Genomic DNA, 15,549 nt, shown 5'->3' with positions numbered 1-15,549 from the left:
TCAGCGGTAGCCGGTCACGTCGGCGGGGAGCCCGGCCTCCCGCACCTCGACGATGTAACGCCAGGAGTCCGGGCGGCTTCCGTCGACGTCCGTGAAGCCGTACTCGCGGGCCAGCTGCCCGCTGGACAGCGACCGGCCGTTCCAGCGGGCGACGTCCGGGTCGGTCACCAGCGCCACGACGGCCCGGCCGGTGTAAGCCGGTGTCTCGGTGCTCCCAGAGCGCTCCCGCGTGCTGCGCCCGGTGACGTACACCGTGAACGCGGCGGCGCCCAGCTCCACGGCGATGCCACGCCCAGCGCCGCGCGTCGCGCCCGCCACCAACGCGATCCTGTTCTCACCCATGGAGCCCGATGCTCGCAGGGGGCTCCGACAGGCCGCCGGTGCGTTCGACGACGATCACGGCGGCGTCGTCGGGCAGTCGGCCGCCGACGTACGCCAGGAGATCGTCGCGGAGGAGGCGGACCAGCGTCTCGGGGTCGCCGTCCTGCCAAGACGCGAGACGTTCCGCGAGGGGATAGAAGACGCCGGACCGGTTTCGTGCCTCGATGACCCCGTCGGTGTAGAGCACGAGCAGGTCGCCGGGGCGGAACGGCAGGGTCTCCACGGGGTGATCGCTGGTGATCAGCTCGGTCATCCCCAGCGGCGGCGCGGGGTCGGGGAACCGCGGTTTGAGGACCCGCCGTCCGCGCAGCACCAGCGGTGGCGGGTGGCCACGGCTGATCATGCGCACCACCGGCTCGTCGTCGGGCACCTCGGCCACCGCCGCGGTGATGAAGAACTCCACGGCGTGCGGGGACGCGCCGCCGAGTTCGGCGAGGTTGCGGGCGACGCTCTCCTCCAGATGGCCGACGAGCGTGGGAAGGTCGACACACCGGTGCGCGGCCTCGCGGAACGCGCACAGCGCGACCGCGGCGTCGCTGATCGCCGCCAGCCCCTTGCCGCGCACGTCGCCGATGAGCAAGCGGCTCGCGCCGTTGGTGCGGACGGCGGCGTACAGGTCGCCGCCGATGTGCGCCTCGGCCGCCGCGGCGACGTAGACCGAGGCGATGCGCAGCGGCCCCAGCCGGGCCGGCATCGGGCGGAGCACGACGCGCTGCGCGGCCTCCGACACCGAGCGGACCTGCGCGAGCTCCCGCTGGCGCCGGTCGCGGAGCAGGCAGTAGATCACCAGGAAAACGGTGATCAGCACCACGGCGCTGAGCTGCAGCTGGTGGTTGAGGGTGCTCAGCCCGCCGTGCAGCCGCCCGACGAACAGTAGCGCCAGCAGGGCCAGGAGGCCGGAGAGCCCGGTCATCCACGGGCCGGCGAACATGGCGGTCAGGGCCGGGGCCACCGCCAGCAGCGGGCCGAGGTGGACGGCCGCGGGCAGGAGGCGGTCGGCCACCACGATCGCCACGATGAACAGGATCGGGATCAGTCGCCACGCCTGGCTCGGTCGCCAGGCCGAGCGGTAGAGGCCCTCGGGCTCCCGATGGTGCACGTGGGTCTATCTACCCCGGCGCACTCACCGCCGACCGTCGCCCGGCGCCCCCACCCGAGCATCCTGCCGATATCGGGAGAGACGTGACTCAAGTGGGTGGAATGGCCCCAACGTTGCTCGTCGGGGTCGTAAGATCACGCGGATGTGACCAGAACGTGCTTCCGTCCGGACCGGACGGCATGGGTGCCGTCAGGACTGTCGTCGCACCCGGACCGGCGGAGCCGTCCCGTACCCGATCCGGCCCGACGACCGTTCCTGTCTTAGTCCCACCGCCCGCGAGGATCTGATGGAGCAACAACTGTTGGTGGCAGCGGTGTGTTGTCTCGCCGTGGTCACCGTCATCGTCATCGCCATGCTGGTGTGGCAGCGGCGGACCACCAAGCGCCTGCGCAACCGGGTCGGCGCGCTCGAAGGCGGCGCCGAGATCCGGGAGAAGGAGCTGGCGCACATGGTCACCACGCGCCTGCCCGCCCTGGTACAGACCCTGAACGGCCGGCCGGTCGAGATCCCCGGCCCGCTGAACCCCCGGCTCGGCGAGGTCGCGTACGGGCGGCATCTGGACAAGATCGTGGAGATGTTCTCCGAGTCCGGCGGCCGGGCCAAGGCGCGCGCCGACGAGTCGGCCAAGGCCACGCTGAAGTCGATGATGCGCGGCGTGCAGAGCCTGGCCAACGAACAGCAACTGGCGATCTCCCGGATGCAGGCCCAGCACGACGACCCGGACGTGCTCGAGGGCCTGCTCAAGATCGACCACATGAACGCGCAGCTCGGCCGGCGCGCCCAGGTCAGCGCCGTGCTCTGCGGATCATGGCCCGGCCTGCAGCGGTCCGCCTCCCCGCTCACCGACGTCGTACGCGGGGCGACCTCCCGGATCCGCGACTACCTCCGGGTCCAGGTCCACTCCCAGGTCAGCGACGCCGTCGTCAGCCGCGCGGTGGAACCGGTCGTGCTCGCCCTCGCCGAGCTGCTCGACAACGCCGCACGCCACTCGCAGCCGAACACCCCGGTCGAGGTCAACTTCCAGCCGGCGCACAACGGGATGGCGATCGTCATCGACGACGCGGGCGTCGCGATGACCACCGAGGAGCTGAAGCGGGCCGAGCGCCTCCTCGCCGGCCAGGACACGGTGGACATCAACCGGCTCGGGGACCCGCCGCAGGTCGGGTTCGCCGTGATCGGCGTGCTCGCGGCCCGGTACGGCTTCAAGGTCTCGGTGGACACGCGCTCGCCGTACGGCGGCGTACGGGCCGTGGTCTTCCTGCCCACGGCGCTGCTGACCCGGATCGACGACCGCCCCAAGGCCAAGGCCACGAGCAAGGCCGAGGCCGAGGTCGCGGCCACCGGACCCGCTCCGGCCCCACAGCCCGAGACCACCGTCGCGGAGGAGAAGCCGTCGCTGACCGCGAACGGCCTGCCGCGCCGTCGCCGCGTGTCCGGCGCGACGGCCGGGTCCACGGACACGGCCTCGGCGCCGGCCGCCGTACCGGAACAGCGGACGCAGCCGCGTGAGGTACCGTCCGGCGAGCCCGTCCGGCCGGCCCGGCGGACCGCCGCCGGGCTGGGCGCCTGGCAGCGCGGCACCAGGTCCGGCCGCGCCACCGTCCCGCCCGACTCCGAAGGGAAATCGCCGGAATGAACGACGCCGCGACCAACAAGCTCGGCTGGATGCTCGACGATGCCCTCAAGATGCCGGAGACGCGCCATGCCGTGCTGCTGTCCGCCGACGGGCTGCTGATGGCGCACTCCGAGCGGATCAGCGTGGACGACGCCGAGCGCCACGCCGCCGGCATGGCCGGCCTGCAGTCGCTCGCCCGGAGTGCGGCGGAGTTCTGCAGCAGCGCGGAGACGACGTGGCGGCAGACGGTCACCGAGTTCGACGACGGGTACGTCTTCCTCGTCGCCGCGGGCCCGGGCGCGTACCTGGCGGTCTCCGCCACCGAGAACGTCGACATGGAGGCGGTGTCGTTCCGGCTCCAGGAGCTCGTGCAGCGCCTGGGCAAGGAGCTCACCACTCCGCCGAGGGGTGATCTGGGCGGCGTCCGGTGAGTCCGCCGCGGAACGAACGTGCGCTCGTCCGCCCCCACGTCGTCACCGGAGGCCGCGCGCACCCGACCCGCAACATCTTCGACCTGGTCACTCTCGTGATCGTGAACAGTACCCAGGTCACCGGGCTGAGCCCGGAGAAACGCAAGGTGATGGAGCTGTGTCAGGGCGGCGCACTCTCGGTCGCCGAGGTCGCCGCCCATCTCGCGCTGCCCGTCAGCGTTACCAAGGTTCTGCTGTCCGACCTCGTGGACAGCGGGCACATCGTGACCCGCGCGTCCGTCGCCGAGCCCGACGAGCCGTCGGACCGTCTGCTCAGGGAGGTATTGGATGGGCTCCGCGCTCGTCTCTGACCGTTTGTACGTGCGTGAGAGTGTGCGCCACTCCGTGAAGATCCTGATCGTCGGGCACTTCGCGGTCGGCAAGACCACGCTCGTCGGAGCGCTGTCGGAGATCAAACCGCTGCGCACCGAGGAACAGATGACGCAGGTCGGTGAGTCCGTCGACGACCTGACCGGTGTGCCGGGCAAGACCACCACGACGGTGGCCATGGACTTCGGCCGCCTCACGCTCAGCGATGACCTCGTGCTGTACCTGTTCGGCGCGCCGGGCCAGGACCGCTTCAAGGCGCTGTGGCACGACCTGGCGCGCGGCGCCCTCGGCGCGCTGGTGCTCGCCGACACCCGCCGTATCGAGGACTCCTTCGACGTGATGACGCTCCTGGAGGAGCGCGGCCTGCCGTACGCGGTGGCGATCAACGAGTTCGACGGCGCGCCGATGTTCCCGGAGGAGGAGCTGCGCGAGGCACTCGACCTGCTGCCGACCACGCCTCTCGTCACCTGCGACGCGCGCGACCCGGTCTCCTCGACCCAGGCGCTGATCGCGCTCGTCGAGTACCTGATCGAGACCAAGAAACGGGAGTCCGCGTGACCGCCGGTCCGTCCGAGGCCGGCGCCCCGCCGTCCGGCTGCCCCGCGCACGGGGGCCGATACCCGCTGTACGAGCTGGGGGCCGACGCGCCCGCCGTGTACGAGCGCCTGCGCGCGCGAGGCCCCGTCGTGCCGGTCGAGCTGTCCCCGGGCGTGCCCGCCTCTCTCGTCACCGGGTACGACGAGGCCCTCCAGGTGCTGCGCGACCCGACGACGTTCCGCAAGGACCCGCGCGGCTGGCAGGAGACGGTCCCGGAGGACTGCCCGGTGCTGCCCCTGATGATGTACCGGCCGAACTGCCGGCTCGCCGACGGCGCGGCCCACAGCCGGCTGCGGCTGGCCGTCACCGACAGCCTGGAACGCGTCGACCTGTTCGCGCTGCGCGGGTACGTGGAGAAGAACGCCGACGTCCTCATCGGCCGGTTCGCGGGCCGGGGCGCCGGCGACCTGGTCGCCGACTACGCCCGGGTGCTGCCGCTGCTGGTCTTCAACGAGATGTTCGGCTGCCCGCCGGACGTCGGCGACCGTCTCGTGCTCGGCATGAGCGGCATCTTCGACACCGTCAACGCCAGGCAGTCGAACGAGATCATGAGGGACGCCGTCCTGGAGCTGGTACGGCTCAAGCGGCGGGAGCCCGCGCAGGACGTCACCACGTGGCTGGCCGAACACCCCGTCCAGCTCACCGACGAGGAGCTGATGCACCAGATCCTCACCCTCCTGGGCGCCGGCACCGAGCCCACCCAGAACCTGATCGTGAACGGCCTGCGGCTGCTGCTGTCGGACGAGCGCTTCGCCGGCGACCTGTCGGGCGGCAACCTCCAGGTCGAGGACGCGCTGGATGAGATCCTGTGGACCGACCCGCCGCTGGCCAACTTCGCGATCACTTATCCGGCCGAGGACGTCGAGTTCCGGGGTGTGACGCTGCCGAAGAACCAGCCGGTCGTCATCAGCCTCGCCGCCGCGAACACCGACCCGGCCCTGGCCGGCGAGCACCGCGGGGGCAACCGCGCCCACCTGTCCTGGAGTGCCGGCCCGCACACCTGTCCGGCCCAGGGCCAGGCCCGTCTCATCGCCTCGGCGGCCATCGAGAAGGTCCTCGACGCCCTGCCGGACATGGAACTCGCCGTGCCGGCGCACATGCTGACGTGGCGGCCGGGCCCGTTCCACCGGGCGCTGCACTCCCTGCCGGTCAACTTCCCGCCGGTGACGGTGACGACGGGGATCGTCTCGGCGCCGATTCCGGCGGCGGACGTGACCGCTCCGCAGGAGGGCCTGGCGGCCGTCCTGACCGCCCGCAAGCAGGAATACCGGCCCGAGCCGGCCTCACGGCTGGGGCACTGGCGCCGCGCCACCCGGGACTGGTTCCGCCGCCTCTGACCCAGGCCGTACGGACGGCGATGACGCGGTGGTCGACTCAGAGGGCGCCGAAGTCGCCGTGGCGGCCGCTGCCTTCCGCGAAGCGGGTGGCGCCCTGGCGGGCCTCGGCCTCCAGGGCGACCTGGCCGTGGCGCCATTCGTTCGCCATCGCGGTCTCGATCGGCAGGCCCGCCTGTTCGTAGGCGGACAGGCGGTCGTGGCGCATGCACAGCTGCGGGAAGCGGGCGATCTCCGCCGCCAGTTCCTCGGCGCGTTCCCGTGCCTGGCCGGTGGGGACCACGCGGTTGGCCAGGCCCAGGCGGGACGCCTCCTGCGCGCCGACCGGGCGGCCGGTGAGGATCATGTCCATCGCCGCGCTCAGGCCGATCAGGCGCGGCAGGCGTACGGTGCCGCCGTCGATCAGCGGGACGCCCCAGCGGCGGCAGAAGACGCCGAAGACCGCGTCCTCCTCGGCGACGCGCAGGTCGCACCACAGGGCCAGCTCGAGGCCGCCCGCGACCGCGTGCCCGGCCACGGCGGCGATCACCGGTTTGGACAGCCGCAGCCGGGTCGGGCCCATCGGGCCGTGGTCGGACTCCTCCGGCGCGGCCACGTCGAACCGGCCCGCCGAGACCGCCTTCAGGTCCGCTCCCGCGCAGAACGTGCCGCCCTCGCCGTACAGCACCGCGACGCTCGCCTCCGGGTCGGCGTCGAAGGCGGTGAACGCCGCGTACAGCTCGGCGGCATGCTCGGGGTCGACGGCGTTGCGCACCTCGGGCCGGTCGATCACCACCGTGGTGACCGCGCCCGTACGCTCGACGCGGATCATCGGGCCCCGCCCGTACGCTCCACGCCCGCCCAGAGGGGGTCGCGCAACGCCCGGCGGAGCACCTTGCCGACGCCGCTCTTGGGAATCGACGCGACGAACTCCACGCGTTTGGGCACCTTGTAGCCGGCGAGCCGGTCCCGTACGTGCGCGGTGAGCTCGGCGCCGGTCACCGTGACGCCCGGCCGGGGCACCACGAACGCCACCACGGCCTCCACCCAGCGCTCGTCCGGCGCGCCGACGACGGCGCACTCGGCCACGGCCGGGTGGGAGTGCAGAGCGTCCTCGACCTCGCGCGGATAGACGTTGTACGCGCCGCTGACGATCATGTCCGAGGTGCGGTCGACGAGGTACAGGTAGCCGCGGTCGTCGAAGCGCGCCACGTCGCGGGTGCGCAGCCACCCGTCGCCCAGGAAGGTCGCGGCGTTCAGCTCGGGGGCGTTCAGGTAACCGGCCATCGTGAACGGCGCGCGCACCGCGATCTCGCCCGGCTCACCGTCCGCGACGTCCGCGCCGTGCTCGTCGATCAGCCGGATCTCCGCGTCCACCGACGGGTGTCCGCACGAGCCGAGCGGCGAGCCCGGTCCGACGTGGTCGGCGGCGGGCAGCACCGACAGGCACAGCGGCGCCTCGGTCTGCCCGTAGTACTGGCTGAAGATCGGCCCCCAGGCCGCCATCGCCTCCTCGATCACCGGGCGCGGCATCGGCGAGGCACCGTAGATCACCGAGCGCAGGCGACCGGTCTCGGCGATGGCGCCGCCGGCGGCCAGCAGCATCTGGAGCATCGTCGGCACGAGGTTGGCGTGCGTGACGCCGTAGCGGGGGATCGCCGCGAGGTACCCCTGCGGGTCGAAGCCGTCGAGTACGGCCGCCTGCGCGCCGCGCAGCCAGAACGGCAGCACGAACGTGCCGCTCGCGTGGATCAGCGGCGCGGCGTGCAGCATCACGTCGTCGGGCGCCGGGCTGATGAGGTTGGCCATGATGTTGGCGACGATCGCGGCGTAGCTCGCCTGGGTGTGCTGCGCCGCCTTGAGCGTGCCGGTCGTGCCGGAGGTGTACAGGGCGAGGATCACGTCCTCGGGCCGGGCGGGCAGCCGCGGATCGGCCGCCGACGCCGCGTGGGTCTGCTCCAGCAGGTCGTCCAGACCGAGCGTGCGCAGCCCGTCGAGGCGTTCGCCCAGCTCGCCGGCGCGCTCGGCCAGCGCGGACTCGTGCACCAGCGTGCGTACGCCGGCGTCGGCGAGCATCCGCGCGTGCTCCTCCAGCGACAGCCGGGCGTTCAGCGGCACCCGGCACGCCCGCGCCTTGAGGCACGCGAAGTCCAGCGGCACGGTCCAGAGCCCGTTGCCGAGCAGCAGCCCGACGCGTTCGCCCGGTTCGACCCCCATGCCCAGGAGCACGTTGGCCATCCGGTTGGCCGCCTCGTCGACCTGGCGGAACGTGAGCGACCGCTCCCCGTACCGGATCGCGACGCGGTCCCCGTGCCGGCGCGCTCCGGCCCGCACCATGTCGACGGTCAGCATCCATCCTCCTCAGCAGTGGGTTCGTACATACCTATCGGCCGGCGCGGGCGAGGTGCGCGTGCAGCAGCGTGGCGAACTCCTCGGGCCGCTCGGCGTACGGGAAGTGCCCGGTGCCGGTCATGACCCGCTCCTCGTAGTCGCCGTACCGCTCCAGCACCCGGCGGGTCTGGGCGATCATCGGCTGTGCGGGGAAGACCTCCGCGCCGGGCCAGCCGGGGACCATGCCGAGTGCCCCGAGATGCCCGAGATCGGTCATCGCGGTGTCGGAGACGATCGCGTCCCGGTCGCCGCGGATCCACAGCACCGGTGCCCGGCAGCCCGACTCGGGGAAGTCCTGCCAGCCGAAGTACTTCGGGGAGATGGCGTTAAGCACGCCGCGGGTGCCCGGCGCGGTACCGGGCCAGTGCGGCGAGGGCGTGGCGTCGCCGGGGTAGTGGTCGTCGCCGATCCGCGCGCCGAGGATGCCCGCCAGCAACTCGTCCTCGTTCCGTACCGCCGCCGGCTCGGAGAAGTAGAGCGTGCGGACCACGTTGCGCGGCGACAGCGGGTCGGCGTCGGTCCGGTCGCCGGCCCGGATCGCCGCGACGAGACCGGGATTGGCGGTGCCGCCGCCGGACCCGGCGAAGTCGGGTGCGCACGGCGTGCCGTCATCTCGCGTGCCGCCATAGCCGTACGGCGAGACGGGCGCGACCAGGGTGATGGTCCGGACCCGGCCGGGATGCCGGGCGGCCAGGTCCATGACGATGCCGCCGCCCATCGAGTGGCCGACCAGGTGCACCGCGCCGAGGCCGAGGTCGTCCAGGAGCGCGACGAGGTCGTCCCGGAAGTCGCCGACGCCACGCGTCGCGTCCACCGGCTCGGGCCGGCCGCCGCCGAACCCGCGCAGGTCGGGTGCGATGCCGCGCAGACCGGCCGGGAGCAGGCCGAGCTGCTCCCGCCAGGCGGATCCGTCGGAGAGGTTGCCGTGCACGAACAGCACGGGCACCTCCGTGCCGCTTTCCCCTACAGCCATCGTCACTCCAGGACCCTAGATCGATCCCGACAAATTAGTGCCGTGTCAGTCAACGTTTGCCTCGTTGGGGAGGCGGGGTTGGCTGATCCTCGCTGTGGTGGGCGAGCGACTCCCCACTTCTGGTGGGGCGGGCCACGGCCGGCCATGGGACCCCGGGTGCGGTGCCGTGATGGGGGGACCGTCGGGGGTCACGCCGGGACCGTCCGGCACCGGACAGGTGCCGTCCGGCTCGACGGTGCGTGATCACCACCGGAAACATGTTGGTGGTGATGGTGCCGCCCGGCCTGCGCCGGGCGATGTTGGCGCCGCCGACCAGGTCGCGGTGCCCGCTGAACCCGCAACGAATGCAGGTGAAATTCCGGTTCTTGGGTTTGGGAACCCGCTGCCGACAGGTGGGGCAGGTCGAGGAGGTGCCCCGCTCATCCACCAGCACCAGGTCGATCCCGGCCTGTTCGGCCTTGTCGGTCAAACACCGGATCAGGTACCCGACCCGCCAGGCCTGGACCCGCTGGTGGTGCCGCCGCCCCGCCTTGAGGGCCAGGACGCCACGCGGGTCCCCGACAACCAACGTCCCGACCCGGCGCGCGGCCGCCCAGTCGACGACCGTTTTGGCGGCCTCGTGCTGAGCCTGGCGCACGCGTCGCCGGTGACGCGCTTCGACCTCGCGCTGCCGGGCCCGATACTTTCGCCATCGCCGCGACCCGGCCTGACCCGGTTTCGGTGGCCGCCGCGACACCGTACGCCGCCGATGTTTGGTGTCTTTAAGGTGGAGGTGGGCTTCGGCGCGGATCGCCCGTCCCGACACCACCAGCCCTTCACCGTCCGGGCCCGCCACCGCGAACGGATGGATCAACCCCGGATCGACCCCCGCCACCCGCCCGGGATCCGGCTCCCGCTCTGGTGGATAGGCGGTGATGGGGACTTCGGCGGTGACATCGACGAACAACCGGCCGCCCTCGGCCACCAACGTCACCGACCGCACCTGCCCCGCCTCATAGGGGACCGGCCGGTCCAACCGCACCCACAACGACGCACACCCACGACCGGTCGGCAGCCGCAACCGCCGGCCGTCGAGGGTGAACGTGCCGTGGTAGTAGCGCACCGGCATCAACCCGCGTTTACGCCGAGGGTACCGCGCCGTCTCCTCGCCGTCTTTTCGGCGTTTGGCGGTGGCGAACCAGGCGTCCCTGTAACGCCGCAGCACCGACCGTGCTCCGACCGTGTTCAACTCCCCGAACGTGCCCGGACCCGCCGCCGACAACTCCCGGCACAACGCCTGATAGCCCACGATCGGCCGCAGGCCGCGCTGCCGCCGCCACCGGTTCACATCAAGCACACACGCCCACACATCACCGGCCGAGACCAGCAACCCGAAACACCGGCGCCGCTGACCGGCCGAGACCCGCAGACCGACGCGGGCGGTCCGCATGACCACCCGCTCACCATCACCGTCATCACGTCGAGGCACCAGGCGATTACAGTAAGTACCTACGACAGAATTCGGCCCCAGCCCGCAACACCTGATCGACGCCTGCCCGAGGCCAAAACACAGCGGCCAAGCCGCCTGACAAGCCCCCGCGCTTCCCCAACCCGTTCCAGACAGAACCCACCACAACAGGGCAAACATTGCCTGCCGCAGCACTAGCACGCACGTGGCCGGTCGCTGGGCCGTCGCGGGGTACGGAAGGACGTGGAAGCCGCAGGTGACAGCCCCGGCGCGACATCGCGCGCACCGCACGGGGGATACGCGTCCGGGGGAGCAGATGTCGGAAGCAGGCAGGCCGCTGGGTCTCTCCCGGCCCGTGAGGAGAGCCGCCTGGTCGGCCGTGGCCGCCGGGGCCGTGGTGAGCGGCCTGTACGCGGTCATGGGGCTGATGGGCCACGGCGCCCACCTCCTGCCGCCCGTCGTGTTCGTCGTCCTCGTGCTCGTCGGCCGTCCGCTGGCCGTGCTGGGCGGCCGTACCCTCCTCACCGGCGACGGCATCGTCGCGCGCCGGCCGCCGCTGCGGCGCGTCGTCCCGGGCTCGCGCGTCGGGCTGGTGAAGCTCCGGCGCGGGCTGCTCCTAGAGTGGCCGGTCCTCTGCCTGCGCGACGGCGGCCTGGTGGAGCTGGCGGCGCCGGCCCGGTTCTGGTTCCGCGCCGACCCGGAGTTCGACCGCGACCTGGACGCGCTGCGCGCGCACGTCCGGACGCACGCGTCCGTCGTGACCTGGCCGCATCGGGGCGTGCTGCGGCCGGCCACCGGCCCGCTGCTCACCGCGCTCGCGCTCGCGCTCGTGCTCATCGATCCACCGTGGGCGAGCGACGCCTGGCCGCTGCGCCGGCATGCCCGGCACCTTCCCGACGCGTGCCAGATGTTCGACCCCCAGGCGCGGGCGCTGCTGCCGGGAGCCACGGTGGACCGGATGCTCAGCCGCGTCGACGACGGCCCGCACGTCGCGCGGCACGCCTGCCAGTGGAACTCCACCCGCCTCGCGGCCGACGGGACGACGCTCGTCGTCATCGGGCGGCTGAGCGTCGTGATCGAACTGGAGCACGGCGTCGGCCCGATCAGCGACGCCGGGGAGGCCCACCGGGACTTCGTACGGGAGACGCGGATCGACGCCGGCGAGTACGAGACGAGGATCCCGCGGCTGGGCGACGAGGCCGAGCTCATCGACGTGCGTCCCGGTTCGAATCTCACCTGGGTCGCCGTCGCGGTGCACCGGGCCAACATCGAGGAGAAGATCGACCTGATGTACCGGGACCGGTCGCGCGAGCGGGAGGCCGCCAGGGCCGCCGAGAATCTCGCCCGGCTGGGCCTGTCGGAGATCCACTTCAACCGAACGTAGTGCACGGTCATCCACAGGCTGTGGACAACCGGAGCTGGCGGGCGGGTTGGAAGAGGATGTCCGCGCAGGACAGAGCCATGAGACGGGAGGGCCACTCTCCGGCCAAGTCGCTGACTTCGAGCCGCCTGACCGGCTACTCCTGGTAGTCGGTGCGTTCGCTGGAGTCGCCTGCCTCCCTCGGCTGCGGGTCCGCCGGAAAGGAGGCCGGGAAATGCCGCGTACGCAGCCTGCGGAGCGGTACTGAGATGGATTACGGCGGCGTGGTGCTGGCCGGGGTGGACGGCACCGACTCGGGGCGCGCGGCACTGCAGACCGCCGCGGCCGAGGCGGTGTCGGGCGGCCTCCGGCTCGTGGCCCTGCACGTACGCCGGTCGCCCCGGCCGCTGGAGCTGATGGCGTGGGAGGCCTATCCGCTGGCGGAGCAGTGGCGGGACGAACTCGAACTCGAGGCCTGGCTGCAGTGCGCGCTCCTGCTCGCCGACCTGCCGCTGGAGTGGGAGTACGCGGTCGTCGACGGCGAACCGGCCCCGGCCCTGCGCTCGTACGCCGCCGACCGAGCGGCCTGCGCGGTCTTCGTCGGCTCACGGATCCGTACGGGCTGGGCGGCCCGCCTGCACCGCTGCCCGGCTTTGGACCTGGAGCGCCGTTCACCCTGCCGCGTCCGCGTGGTCCGCTTCCCCGACGTGCCGAACACCGTGTGACCACGTCCGCCCCGGCCACCGAGGGTCAGGGTGCGGTCACCGGCGTCCCGCCGTGTGTCGTCGCTTGCCGTGACTTCTACAGCGCTCGGGAATAAAAGCTGGTTTTGGCGGTCCGAATCTAGGTTTATGGAGTGATTTGGCTGCGACCCAGCCAGGCGCATACCGGAAGGAGAGCGCCTCTGCCCGGAACCTGTTTCGGTCATTGAGCGGTGTAGCAAGCCCAATCCGGGTTTGGTCGATTCGTCACTTTGCTGCTCTCGTGTCCGACCCGGGCGAGGTTCTACCCGTCCTGGAGTAATAGCGGTATGTCGCCAATGAGGACTGGGACGTCTGGTCAAACACAGCACGTCAACAGGAGGTCGCACGTATGGCCGGCGAGATCGTCCCAGAAGCGATCGGGGACGACGAGTGGCTCAGTCAGTACGGCACTATCCACAAGCCAATCGCTGGCAAACCGTTTAAATGCTGTCCGACCTTCGGGCAAACTGACATCTCAATGATGCGTGGCCGACGCACAGTGGACGAGATGGCACGGTCAGTGAACCGCAAGCGCTCTGACGGAGCTATACCAGGTGAGGGCGTGAGGCGGGTGTTAGCAAGTACGCTGCGAGACGCAGGGTTCTTGGCGACTGGAAGGAGGGGCGCCTTGAACGATCTCATTGAGATCACCATCGGCGCGAGGCCGTGGCTGCCCTCCGACGGCACTGAGAGCGTTGCCGAGTTCGACCGCTATGACTTCCCGACCTGCGGTCTGGTGAGGCAGGGAGATGACCTGTTCATCTTCGACTGCGTCGAGGGGCATCTCATGGAGGGGAACGTGTGGATGTACGCACGCGTATCCCCAGAGGAGGCTCGGGAGCTCCAGGCTGCGACGGGCGAGGATCTTGTACGGGCGATTGACGCGGTGTTCGAAAGTCGCCCTCTGATGGGTGTTCTGGCTATCAACGGCCGTGTCCGCTCGGGTTCGCCTGTGACAGCCCAGAGTGTCGCAGAGAAGGGTGTTGAGCAGGCACTCTTGGATGAACTGGACAAAGGGCGCGCCGTAGCGAAGAAGACCGCTGGTGCGTTGAAGCATCTGGTTGACGTCTGATTGAAGGCGCAGGAGGCCACGTCCGTATCGCCGGCCGACTCTGGGCCTGGAGCACTACTCGCCCTGCCGGGTACGCGTGGTTCCTAGGCGTGCCGAACCCTGTGTAGGGACGGTCCGCTCTTCCCGCGCGGTGACCGGCGAAGGTGTTCCGCCGGTCACCGCGTTCGCGCTAGCGGTGGTCGTCGAGCCAGGCGGACAGGCGGTTCAGGAAGACGGCGCCCACCGGGGGCTGCGGGGCCGGCAGGACCGTGATGTGAAACGCGTGCGGCATGCCCTCGTAGACGTCCAGCGTGACCTCGACGCCCGCCCCGGCCGCCGCCCCGGCGTAGCGTCGGCAGTCGTCCAGCAGGATCTCGTCGCCGCCCGCCACCAGGAGCATGCGCGGCAGGCCCGTCAGGTCGCCGTGGATGGGTGACTGCGGCGCCCGGTCGTTCGGTCGGCCGTTCAGGTACTGGCCAACGACGTGCTCGACGACCTCCCGGCTTACGACGTCCCGGCCCGCCGGGGCGTCGATCGACGGGTTCGTCAACGTGAAGTCCGTGATCGGCGAGACCGGTACCACGGCGGCCGGGAGCGGCACGCCGTCCGCCCGCAGCGTGAGCAGCGCCTCCAGCGCGAGTGTCGCGCCCGCCGACTCGCCGAACAGGACCGTGCGTTCCGCCGGTACGCCCTCGGCCAGCAGCGCGCGGTACGCGGCGACCACCTCGTCGTGCGCGACCGGGAACGCGTGCTCCGGAGCCAGCGAGTAGTCCGCGTTGAACGCCGGACGGCCGGCCGCCTTCGACAGGTGGTAGGCCATCAGGTGCTCGAGTTCGGGGGTGCGCTGCTCGAATCCGCCGCCGTGGAGGTACAGCACGACGCCCGCCTCCCGCGGCGTGCGGCCCGAGGTGTTCGCCCAGCGGCCCGGCACGGGCAGTGCGAACGGCTCGGTGGTCTCGGCGTCCGGCGGCAGCGGCGGCGCGCCGGCGCTCAGGCCGGTCAGCGCGGCGAGCACCGTGTCGAAGGTGTCGGGGCCGGTGACGCGGTTGCTCGTCAGTCGAGACTCCCGCCGGAACGCATCGTTCATCGCCGTCAGAAGGTCACCCTCGGGCCGGTCGGCATGGCTCGTCCGCACCGGGTGCAGCGCGACGACGGGGATGAGACGCGCGGTCTTCCGCTGGTACTCGGCCCAGCCCGGGTCGGACTCGACGGCGCGCGCCCAGACCTCCTCGCGCTCGGCTCCCTGGAGCACGACCGCGTCGGCCTCCAGCGTGGACGAGCCGGTCTCGACGGTGACGCGTGGCTCGGCCACCAGATTGTGGTACCAGGCCGGATGCCGGTCCGCGCCGCCCGCCGAAGCGATCACCAGGAACCGGTCGGGGTCGGGGAGGAAACCGACAGGGACGGTGTGAGGACGGCCGGTGCGCGCTCCCGTCGTGGTGAGCAGGATCAGCCGGGCTCCTTCGAACATGCCGCCCACACGCCCGTGGTTGGCGCGGAACTCCTCGATGACCCGCTGGTTGAAATCAACGATGGGGGTGGTCAAAACTCTCCTTTGCTGTTTTGTCGCATGACAGAATGAACGACAAATAAATGGTGATAAATGGCGCGCTCGTTCGACAAACGGCATGGGCCGAAGAAAAACGGTGACGGCGCGAGTATCAGGACGCGTTCAGCTCACGGCGTTCCGGAGACGGCGTGCAGGCAAGGGCACAGGCCAGGAACGACCCGAACGGCGTCGGACGCGGCTAGGCGCGATCCATGCGGTAGGCGGCCACC

General features: G+C 71.4%; 15 protein-coding genes. 8 read left to right on the top strand and 7 right to left on the bottom strand.

Features of this window, described 5'->3' with window-relative positions:
• The gene (locus ABEA10_RS51200; protein ID WP_425550929.1) at positions 1 to 342 is read right to left on the bottom strand and encodes an SDR family oxidoreductase; all 342 of its coding nucleotides are present in this window, start codon (positions 340 to 342) and stop codon (positions 1 to 3) included.
• The gene (locus ABEA10_RS20575) at positions 335 to 1,480 is read right to left on the bottom strand and encodes a PP2C family protein-serine/threonine phosphatase (protein ID WP_345466109.1); all 1,146 of its coding nucleotides are present in this window, start codon (positions 1,478 to 1,480) and stop codon (positions 335 to 337) included. Before ABEA10_RS20575 ends, ABEA10_RS51200 begins: the two co-directional genes overlap by 8 nt.
• Before the next feature lie 286 nt (positions 1,481 to 1,766).
• On the opposite strand from ABEA10_RS20575, the gene ABEA10_RS20570 reads away from it, so the two are divergent.
• Genes ABEA10_RS20570 through ABEA10_RS20550 form a run of 5 tightly spaced genes read left to right on the top strand, consistent with a single transcriptional unit; the run spans position 1,767 to position 5,829 of the window.
• Positions 1,767 to 3,116: an ATP-binding protein gene (locus tag ABEA10_RS20570; protein WP_345466107.1), complete on the top strand. Its 1,350-nt coding sequence runs from the start codon at positions 1,767 to 1,769 to the stop codon at positions 3,114 to 3,116.
• A complete protein-coding gene (locus tag ABEA10_RS20565) occupies positions 3,113 to 3,526 on the top strand; it encodes a roadblock/LC7 domain-containing protein (RefSeq protein WP_345466103.1) in 414 nt (137 codons plus the stop codon). Before ABEA10_RS20570 ends, ABEA10_RS20565 begins: the two co-directional genes overlap by 4 nt.
• On the top strand, positions 3,523 to 3,876 hold the full coding sequence (locus tag ABEA10_RS20560) for a DUF742 domain-containing protein (protein ID WP_329247673.1): 354 nt from the start codon (positions 3,523 to 3,525) through the stop codon (positions 3,874 to 3,876). Before ABEA10_RS20565 ends, ABEA10_RS20560 begins: the two co-directional genes overlap by 4 nt.
• Positions 3,854 to 4,453, top strand: coding sequence for a GTP-binding protein (locus ABEA10_RS20555; protein WP_345466100.1), 600 nt, complete (start codon positions 3,854 to 3,856; stop codon positions 4,451 to 4,453). Before ABEA10_RS20560 ends, ABEA10_RS20555 begins: the two co-directional genes overlap by 23 nt.
• On the top strand, positions 4,450 to 5,829 hold the full coding sequence (locus ABEA10_RS20550; RefSeq protein WP_345466098.1) for a cytochrome P450: 1,380 nt from the start codon (positions 4,450 to 4,452) through the stop codon (positions 5,827 to 5,829). Before ABEA10_RS20555 ends, ABEA10_RS20550 begins: the two co-directional genes overlap by 4 nt.
• A 37-nt stretch (positions 5,830 to 5,866) precedes the next feature.
• Here the strand turns inward: ABEA10_RS20550 and ABEA10_RS20545 are convergent, their stop codons facing one another.
• The 4 genes from ABEA10_RS20545 to ABEA10_RS20530 are packed head-to-tail and all read right to left on the bottom strand — an operon-like array spanning position 5,867 to position 10,637.
• A complete protein-coding gene (locus tag ABEA10_RS20545; protein WP_345466096.1) occupies positions 5,867 to 6,637 on the bottom strand; it encodes a crotonase/enoyl-CoA hydratase family protein in 771 nt (256 codons plus the stop codon).
• Positions 6,634 to 8,157 carry a class I adenylate-forming enzyme family protein gene (locus ABEA10_RS20540; protein WP_345466094.1) on the bottom strand — a complete coding sequence of 508 codons (1,524 nt, stop codon included), beginning with the start codon at positions 8,155 to 8,157 and terminating at the stop codon, positions 6,634 to 6,636. The genes ABEA10_RS20545 and ABEA10_RS20540 overlap by 4 nt, the downstream gene beginning before the upstream one ends.
• 31 nt (positions 8,158 to 8,188) lie before the next feature.
• Positions 8,189 to 9,169: an alpha/beta fold hydrolase gene (locus ABEA10_RS20535; protein ID WP_345466092.1), complete on the bottom strand. Its 981-nt coding sequence runs from the start codon at positions 9,167 to 9,169 to the stop codon at positions 8,189 to 8,191.
• A 49-nt stretch (positions 9,170 to 9,218) separates the two neighbouring features.
• The gene (locus ABEA10_RS20530) at positions 9,219 to 10,637 is read right to left on the bottom strand and encodes an RNA-guided endonuclease InsQ/TnpB family protein (RefSeq protein ID WP_345466090.1); all 1,419 of its coding nucleotides are present in this window, start codon (positions 10,635 to 10,637) and stop codon (positions 9,219 to 9,221) included.
• A gap of 334 nt (positions 10,638 to 10,971) precedes the next feature.
• Here ABEA10_RS20530 and ABEA10_RS20525 point away from each other — a divergent pair, with 334 nt between their 5' ends.
• The 3 genes from ABEA10_RS20525 (at position 10,972) to ABEA10_RS20515 (ending at position 13,791) form a co-directional block, all read left to right on the top strand.
• Entirely contained in the window at positions 10,972 to 12,000 is a 1,029-nt protein-coding gene (locus tag ABEA10_RS20525) for a hypothetical protein (RefSeq protein WP_345466087.1), read from the top strand.
• Between the two features lie 245 nt (positions 12,001 to 12,245).
• Positions 12,246 to 12,701, top strand: coding sequence for a universal stress protein (locus ABEA10_RS20520; RefSeq protein WP_345466085.1), 456 nt, complete (start codon positions 12,246 to 12,248; stop codon positions 12,699 to 12,701).
• 367 nt (positions 12,702 to 13,068) lie between these two features.
• Positions 13,069 to 13,791 (top strand): hypothetical protein, encoded by a 723-nt coding sequence (locus ABEA10_RS20515; protein ID WP_345466083.1) that lies wholly within the window; start codon positions 13,069 to 13,071, stop codon positions 13,789 to 13,791.
• Between the two features lie 169 nt (positions 13,792 to 13,960).
• Here the strand turns inward: ABEA10_RS20515 and ABEA10_RS20510 are convergent, their stop codons facing one another.
• Complete coding sequence (locus tag ABEA10_RS20510; protein WP_345466081.1) at positions 13,961 to 15,316, bottom strand: nitroreductase/quinone reductase family protein; 1,356 nt, start codon at positions 15,314 to 15,316, stop codon at positions 13,961 to 13,963.
• Positions 15,317 to 15,549 lie beyond the last annotated feature (233 nt).

It is taken from the genome of Actinoallomurus oryzae, from assembly GCF_039541955.1.
Lineage (GTDB): Bacteria > Actinomycetota > Actinomycetes > Streptosporangiales > Streptosporangiaceae > Actinoallomurus > Actinoallomurus oryzae.
Note: the sequence above shows the minus strand (reverse complement) of the source record. Positions and strands in the feature narration are given on the sequence as shown.